9 protein-coding genes and 1 pseudogene are annotated in these 7,523 nt (G+C 52.6%); 3 read left to right on the top strand and 7 right to left on the bottom strand.

Going from position 1 to position 7,523, the window contains the following annotated elements:
- Positions 1–759: metallophosphoesterase (locus ACI4OH_RS06845; RefSeq protein WP_439784454.1), on the top strand; the 759-nt coding region annotated here is incomplete at its 5' end.
- A gap of 31 nt (positions 760–790) precedes the next feature.
- Here ACI4OH_RS06845 and mtnA read toward each other — a convergent pair.
- The 4 genes from mtnA to ahpC all read right to left on the bottom strand — a co-directional run bounded on the left by mtnA (position 791) and on the right by ahpC (position 5,028).
- Positions 791–1,852, bottom strand: a complete 1,062-nt coding sequence (gene mtnA / locus ACI4OH_RS06840) for an S-methyl-5-thioribose-1-phosphate isomerase (protein ID WP_439784455.1) — start codon at positions 1,850–1,852, stop codon at positions 791–793.
- 121 nt (positions 1,853–1,973) lie between these two features.
- Entirely contained in the window at positions 1,974–2,624 is a 651-nt protein-coding gene (locus ACI4OH_RS06835) for a class II aldolase/adducin family protein (protein WP_435721378.1), read from the bottom strand.
- A gap of 191 nt (positions 2,625–2,815) precedes the next feature.
- On the bottom strand, positions 2,816–4,465 hold the full coding sequence (locus tag ACI4OH_RS06830) for an FAD-dependent oxidoreductase (protein ID WP_435721377.1): 1,650 nt from the start codon (positions 4,463–4,465) through the stop codon (positions 2,816–2,818).
- Positions 4,465–5,028, bottom strand: coding sequence for an alkyl hydroperoxide reductase subunit C (gene ahpC, locus ACI4OH_RS06825; protein WP_435721376.1), 564 nt, complete (start codon positions 5,026–5,028; stop codon positions 4,465–4,467). The genes ACI4OH_RS06830 and ahpC overlap by 1 nt, the downstream gene beginning before the upstream one ends.
- 222 nt (positions 5,029–5,250) lie before the next feature.
- Between ahpC and ACI4OH_RS06820 the strand changes: the two genes are divergently transcribed.
- Together ACI4OH_RS06820 and ACI4OH_RS06815 are read left to right on the top strand one after the other, a co-directional pair.
- Positions 5,251–5,496 carry a type II toxin-antitoxin system HicA family toxin gene (locus tag ACI4OH_RS06820; protein WP_432647938.1) on the top strand — a complete coding sequence of 82 codons (246 nt, stop codon included), beginning with the start codon at positions 5,251–5,253 and terminating at the stop codon, positions 5,494–5,496.
- The gene (locus ACI4OH_RS06815; RefSeq protein ID WP_439784453.1) at positions 5,493–5,852 is read left to right on the top strand and encodes a type II toxin-antitoxin system HicB family antitoxin; all 360 of its coding nucleotides are present in this window, start codon (positions 5,493–5,495) and stop codon (positions 5,850–5,852) included. The genes ACI4OH_RS06820 and ACI4OH_RS06815 overlap by 4 nt, the downstream gene beginning before the upstream one ends.
- Before the next feature lie 163 nt (positions 5,853–6,015).
- Here the strand turns inward: ACI4OH_RS06815 and ACI4OH_RS06810 are convergent, their stop codons facing one another.
- The 3 genes and pseudogenes from ACI4OH_RS06810 to ACI4OH_RS06800 form a co-directional block, all read right to left on the bottom strand.
- Positions 6,016–6,615, bottom strand: coding sequence for a histidine phosphatase family protein (locus ACI4OH_RS06810; protein WP_439784452.1), 600 nt, complete (start codon positions 6,613–6,615; stop codon positions 6,016–6,018).
- A 16-nt stretch (positions 6,616–6,631) separates the two neighbouring features.
- On the bottom strand, positions 6,632–7,243 hold the full coding sequence (locus ACI4OH_RS06805; protein ID WP_439784451.1) for a nitroreductase family protein: 612 nt from the start codon (positions 7,241–7,243) through the stop codon (positions 6,632–6,634).
- Positions 7,244–7,311: 68 nt separating this feature from the next.
- Positions 7,312–7,523, bottom strand: a pseudogene (locus tag ACI4OH_RS06800) (sugar O-acetyltransferase); the annotation flags it as partial.

Genomic DNA, 7,523 nt, shown 5'->3' with positions numbered 1-7,523 from the left:
AGGAAGGAAGATTATATGGCACTCTTTGCCCTCGGAGATTTTCATCTCTCGTTTCAGGTCCCTGACAAATCCATGGACGTCTTCGGGCCGGTCTGGCATCACCATGAAGAAAAGATACGGAAAAACTGCACGGATCTTATCAGCCCCGACGACACGCTCGTCGTGACGGGCGACCATTCGTGGGGACGAAAGCTTCCGCAGTGCACAGAAGACCTAGGTTTTATCGAGTCGCTGCCGGGACGCAAGATCCTGCTGCGCGGCAACCACGACATGTTCTGGGACGCCAAAAAGACAGCCGCCCTCAACCGTCAGTTCGAAGGCAGGCTGTCTTTCCTGCAGAATAATTTTTTTGCGTATGAAGATTATGCCCTCGTCGGCACGAAGGGCTATACGTTTGAAGGGCCGTTCTACCTCGACCGTGCCGGCCGCATCATCGGCTGGGATGAGGAAAACGAAGCACATGCCCAGAAGCTCGTCGCACGCGAGGCCGAACGGCTGCGCGTTTCCTTTGAGGCCGCCCGCAGGGCCGGTTTCGAGAAATTCATCATGTTCCTGCACTACCCGCCGACAAACATCCTCGAAAAAGAGAGCATCTTTACCAAAATAGCCGAAGATTACGGAGCAGGTCAGGTCATCTACTCCCACTGCCACGGCGAAGAACGCTTCCATGACAGCATTGAGGGAAACTTCCACGGCATTGACTATCATCTCGTCTCCGGCGACTACCGGGACTTTCAGCCTTTACAGCTTCTGCCCTGATGGATGCTGCTCTTAATTCTGCCCCGAAGTCTCAGGCTCTGCCGCATTTTTTGCGGATTTCCTGCAGGGAAACATCATACGGGGCACGCGCGATGCCGTATTCGGTGACAATCGCCGTGACGAGGCTGTGGTCGGTCACGTCAAAAGCGGGATTGTAGACCTTGATGCCTTTCGGCGCCATGCGTTCCTTGTACCACATTTCCGTGACTTCCTCAGGCGGACGCTGCTCAATCTTGATTTCGCTGCCTGTCGGCGTCGCAAAGTCAAGAGTCGAAGTCGGCGCGCAGACGTAGAACGGAATGCCGTAGTATTTCGCAAGAATGGCCACGCCTGACGTGCCGATTTTATTCGCGACATCGCCGTTTGCGGCCACGCGGTCACAGCCGACAAAAATCGCCTGTACCCAGCCATTCTTCATGACGGACGAGGCCATATTGTCGCAAATCAGCGTCACATCGAGGCCCGAAGCGCTGAGTTCATAAGAAGTCAGCCTTGCCCCCTGCAGCTGCGGACGCGTTTCATCACAGAAAACATGGAAATTATAGCCTTTCTTGTGGCCGAGATACATCGGCGCTGTGGCCGTGCCGTATTTAGCCGTTGCTAATTGTCCAGCATTGCAGTGCGTCAGGAGGCCATCGCCCTTTTTGACGAGCGTCAGTCCGTACTCCCCGATTTTGCTGCAGATCCAGATATCCTCGTCTTTAATCTTCACAGCCTCGTCGTGCAGCAGCTGTTTGATTTCTGCGATGGATTTGCCCTTATTCTTCAAGACCACCTGTTCCATACGCTTGAGTGCCCACGAGAGATTGACGGCCGTCGGCCGCGAGGAATCGAGATAATCCTTGGCCCTGCGGAACCCGGCAAGGAACGCATCGTAATCATCCGTCTCGATTTCACGCGCTGCAAGGTAAATGCCAATGGCCGCCGCATCGCCAATGGCCGGAGCCCCGCGCACAGCCAGCGTGTTGATGGCCACCCAGATTTCCTTCTGCGTCGTAAGATGCAGAAGCTCCGTCTTCCCCGGCAGCTTCGTCTGATCGATGATGACCAGCGCGTGTTCCGTATCATCGAGTGCCACGGTCTCATAATCCATGATATTCTTCTCTTCGGTCAATTGAATTCCCCCATCGATTCTTATGCAGTTTTACGTCAGGATTTAGATAGATTCACTTTATCAAAAAGTTTCGTACAACATATCAAGACAGAGTTTTGGCTTACGAAAGCCTGCCCGGGTATTTCCAATTGGCAAGCTCTTCTACGGGCACGACATCCGGCTCATGGCCAAGCACGGTCAGCGTTTTATAGTAGATTTCCGCGAGCTCTTCAACGTAACTTGCGCGCAGCAGTGCTTCCTTGAGGTCTCCTGCTACGGCAATGACGCCATGGGCCTGCATAAGCGCGACATCGGAGATGGAAAGCGGCTTCAGCACGGATTCTGCAAGTTCCTTTGTGCCCGGCCTGCCGTACGGCGCGACAGGGATATAGCCCTTTTTACAGCCGAGCAGGAAAAGTTCGTAGACAATTGCAGGAATCGGCTTGTTCATGACGGCAAAAGCCGTCGCATTCTTCGAATGTGTATGGACGATGGCCCCGACTTCCGGCCTTGCCTTGTAAACGGCCATATGCATCATGCTCTCACTCGTCGGCTTTTTGCCGGTCAGCGCCTCGACAACATTTCCCTGCATATCGATGACGACGACATCTTCTGGCAGCATTTCCGCGCGGTCCATGCCCGTCGGCGTGATGACGATATAGCCTGTCTCCTTATCATGAATACTGAAATTGCCCGAGCGATGCCTGCAAAGCCCCTCGCGTTCTGCCTGCTGGGCATAGCGGACAACCTGACGTTTTAGTCGTTCCAGCATAAAAAGACCTCTTCTCTTTGCTATAAAATACGAATCATTCTATTTTTCCGACATTTCTATTATACAATTTTAACTAAAACGAATCAAGTGTTCCATCTGTATTGTTTTTTGGTTTTACAAGAAAAAAGGCCTATCCTGCCTTTTACAGCTGGATAAGCCTTACTTTTCTCTTTTATCTTTTGGGATGATGTTCACGACTGTGAAATCATGTTGAAAAGCTGAGCGATATTCTTTTTGCCGAACTCAGGTCCGCTGTCGTTGATAAAGAAACACGGCACACTCATGACCTGATATTTTTTCTGCAGGTCCGGATAGCGGTTGAGGTCGTAGACACCTGTCGTGATCTTGCTGTTGAGCGTCGCCATGCGCTGTGCTGCTGTGACGAGCTCCGGACACATCGTGCAGGAAAGGCTGACAAAAATGCGCAAGTGACATGGTTTGTCAAAAGCGAGGATCTGCTGGCGCAGATTTTCCTCAACGGCCTGCCCTTTGCCTGAGGCATTGTACAGCCCGAGTACAAATGACGTGAACTCATGGCCGCCCGGCACGCCGTGGAAGGCTAACCCTGCAAAGCTCTTGTCCTGACGATAGACGCGGACACACGGCTTTTCACCTGCATCTTCGTCTGCTGCTGCCCTTGTAACCTGCAGTTTGTCCGTCAGACTGCGGAGCTCCTTCATATAAGCAGCGAGCTCCTGACTGGCTGCCGAATCGTCAAGGAACAGACGAAGTTCCAAAGGATGCTCCATGCGGGCAAAGACCGTCTGGAGCTGGGCGACGATTTCCGGCTGGAAAAGGCCGCTGGCCGAAGCAGCCGGCGCTGCTGCCGCATCTTTGGCAGCAGGAGCTTCCTTCTTCTCTGCCGCAGGACGCAGCGGGCGAATGCCTGTCTTTTTCTGCATCGCCAAGGCATAGCGCTCAAGCTCTGTTGCCGCAAGGGCCCCGTCGCCAGCCGCCGTGATGCACTGACGCAGCGATTTGATGCGGATATCGCCGGCTGCATAAAGGCCATCGCAAGTCGTCTTCATGTTTTCATCCGTGATGACATAGCCCTTATCATTGCGCGCCGCAATGCCTTTGACGAGTTCCGTCGCCGGCTCATAACCGGCAAAGACAAACAGGCCAAACGTCTTGCCCTCAGGCGCCGTATACGTCTTGACTTCACCAGTCCTCGTATTCTTATACGTCAGGCTGCGCAGCATCGAATCGCCCTCGGCTGCTTCGACCACGGTATTGGTCAGCACCGTGATATTTGGATTCTCCTTTGCCTCTTCTGCCGTCTGCTCCGCGCAGGAAAAGTCATCACCGCGCACAAGACAGGTGACATGCGACGCGTATTTTGTCAAAAAGACACTTTCCTCTGCCGCCGCATAGCCGCCGCCGATGACAAAAACCGGCAAATCGCGGAAAAATTCCCCATCACAGGTCGCACAGTAGGCAACGCCGCGGCCGCGGAATTCATCTTCGCCCTTGAAGCCAGCGGACCTCGGGCGTGCACCTGCTGCCAGCAGTACGCCAAAACATTTAAGAGGTCCCTGCGAGGTGTTGACTGTCTTGATATCCCCCGTCATATCGAGCGAAGTGACTGTCGCGAGCTTGAATTCTGCGCCAAAAGCTTCGGCTTGCTGGCGCATGTGTTCCGTCAGGGCCGCCCCGCTGATGGAAGCAATCCCCGGATAATTCACGACGCGTTCCGTGATGGTGAGCTGGCCGCCGAAATGTTCTTTTTCGACGACCAGCACGCGGTAGCAGGCCCTCGCGAGATAAATCGCTGCCGTCAGGCCCGCCGGACCGCCGCCAATCACGATGACGTCGTAAAGTTCGCCATCCTTTGCAGGCATCAGAGTGCTCCTACAAGGTCAAGGCTCGGTTTCAGCGTCTCGGCACCCGGCTGCCATTTTGCTGGGCAGACCTCGTCGCCATGTTCGTGGACGAACTGGCAGGCCTGTACCTTGCGCAGAAGCTCGTCGGCATTGCGGCCGACATTGCCGGCGTTGACTTCGTACGCGACAATTTTGCCTTCCGGATTGATGATGAACGTGCCGCGCTCGGCTACACCAGCCGACTCAATCAGGACCTCAAAGTCGCGCGAAAGTGCATGCGTCGGGTCAGCCAGCATCGGGTACGTCAATTTGCTGATGCGTTCCGAATGGTCATGCCATGCCTTGTGCACAAACTCCGTGTCGCAGGAAACCGAATAAATCTCGCAGCCGATTTTCTTGAAGGAATCGTAATGATTCTCGAGGTCTTCAAGCTCCGTCGGGCAGACAAACGTGAAATCTGCCGGATAGAAGAAGAATACACTCCACTTGCCAAGGAGATCTGCCTTGGTCACCGTGTGGAAATCATTGTTCTGAAAAGCCTTTACGGAAAACTCACTTACTTCTTTGTTAATTAACGACATGATAAATCTCCTTTCAAATTCAAGCACTTTAGATTTATTTATTTTCTAAAGTGATAATTAATATCAATTTCTATGGTTATATAATACCATACCACACTTTGGAAATCAAGAATTATTTTTGATTACAAAGAAAAATCCCGCAGAATTTTCATCTGCGGGAAAAATGAGCCTTGTTGACACCATATACGGTATCAGATTATAATAATATCAGAGGTGAGAATATTGTCCAAGTGGGAAAAGTTATTGCTTCGTTTATATTCCCTCCCCAGCGATATGCAGTTTCAAGAAATACGAAAGATCCTTATAAAAATCGGCTACAAAGAAAATCAGCCGAAAGGCGGCAGCAGCCATTATACATTTCGCAAACAGGGATGTGCCCCCATTACGATACCAGCGCATAATCCCATCAAGAAAATTTATGTGGAAATGGTAAGAAATGCTGTGGAAAGAGAAGGTGATTTGAAATGAAGAATATCGATTATTATCTTTCTTTACCTTATCGTACGGAAATTTATGAAGATCCGGAAGTTGGCGGCTATACGGTGGCGATTCCCGAACTCCCCGGCTGCCTGTCCTGCGGTGAAACAATCGATGAAGCGATGAAAAACATCAAAGATGCAAAAAAAGCCTGGCTGGAAGCAGCCTTAGAAGATGGCTATCCGATTCCGGAACCGACAAAAATTGAATCCTACTCCGGCCAGTTCAAACTGCGCCTGCCTAAGAGCTTACACAAAAAATTAGCGGAGCGCGCGAAGCGCGAAGGAATCAGTTTAAATCAATACTGCGTCTATCTTCTTTCTCAGAACAACGCACTTCATGCTTGATGCATGACAAAAGGCCTGCAAAATTTGCAGGTCTTTTTATTTGAACAATATTTTTTAGAAGTGATATGCCGCCCAGACATTGCCGCCAAAGCCTTCATGCTGGCACAGGCAGGCTTTGGCCTCAGGCTAAGTAGAATATCATCGTCTAAACAGGCACCATCCCCTACTCGCCAAACGGCAGCAGCAAATAGATGAGCCCGGCGTTCGGGAGTTCAGGCAGGCTGCAGAAGCGGGCCATGCGTTCGGCGTTTGCGGCGTAAGGGTGGATGGATACGTCGATGAGGCAGTTTAGGAACTGGCCGTGGGAAAAAATCGCGATGTCGGTCTCTGGCCTCTCGAGCAGGCGCTCATGGATGAGTTTGGCCCTTTTGACAAAGTCGGCAAAGGATTCGGCCCCGCCGCCGTCGCGGTAGTCGGGGTCCTGTCTCTGCCAGTATTCCCGAACGAGCGGGATGCGGTCGCTGCGGCGCGTGTTGCGGCAGCGCGCGGGCGAAAGGTAGGTAAATTCTGCCGTTTCGGGCCAGATTTCCGTCGGCACGTCGGGATATTTTTCGCACAGCGGTTCGGCCGTCTGCTGGGCCCGCAGGAAAGAGGACATGACGATGAGCTCGGGCTTTTTGTCAAGGCGTCCGGCAAGCCTTTTTGCCTGCTCCCTGCCAAGGCCGGTCAGCGGGATATCCGCGTGATTCTGCGTCGGCTGGTCGACGTTGCCGACACTCTGGCCATGACGCATGAGCCAGACAATCTTGAAATCCGTATGCATGACGCACCTCGTTTTCTCAGTCGATATAGGTGACAGGATTTCCTTTGACGGGAAGGACATTGCGCGGCGGCAGACCGTTTGGCAGGTCCGGCAGGCCGAGGCTCAGCGATGCATAGACGGCTTCGTCCTCCGCCATGCCGAGAGTGCGGAGATAGGCCACAAGGACGGGATTGTCCTGCAGCCAGCGCAGCTGATTGATCCAGCATGAGCCGAGGTCCAGGTCATTGGCCGCGAGCATCATGTTCTGCATGGCGCACGAAACATCGGCAAAGTTATTACCGTAGTTCTTCTTGTTGGCCACGACGATTAAGACCGGCGCATTGTAAAGGAAACGGTAATTGCCTTTTTTCGCAGCGCGGATGGCTCCGCCATAGTTATCGTCATTTTCCGGCGTGACTTCCATTTTGGCAAACTCCTGCTGTACGAGCTCCGCGAGTTTGTCGAGGACTTCTTTTTTGCGGATAACGAGGTAATGGCTCTGGTTCATATGCTTGCCGGCAGGTGCGCGGCGGCCGGCTTCGACAACTTTTTGAAGAAGCTCGTCCGGCACAGGCTCTTCCTTGAATTTGCGCGTGCTGTGGCGCGTCTCGATGCAGGTAAATACATCCATCGTTTTATTCGTACTCATAAAAGCAGACTTCCCTTCTATTATATATATGGCTCTATTATATATATGGCTCTATGCGATGATTCGTCTCAAACCTCGGCCTCTTTGCCGACGCGGCGCAGTTTCTTGAGTTCGTCGGGCATTTTCCGTCCTTTATGATAAAACTCCCAGTCTTTGTCACCGAGTTTGCGCTGCACGCGGCACGGCACGCCAAAGGCCAGTACACCAGCTGGAATATCCTTTGTCACGACACTGCCCGCACCGATGACGGAATTATCGCCAATTGTCACGCCCGGCACGA

The sequence above is a fragment of the Mitsuokella apri genome (assembly GCF_051886055.1).
Taxonomy (GTDB): Bacteria; Bacillota; Negativicutes; order Selenomonadales; family Selenomonadaceae; genus Mitsuokella.
Note: the sequence above shows the minus strand (reverse complement) of the source record. Positions and strands in the feature narration are given on the sequence as shown.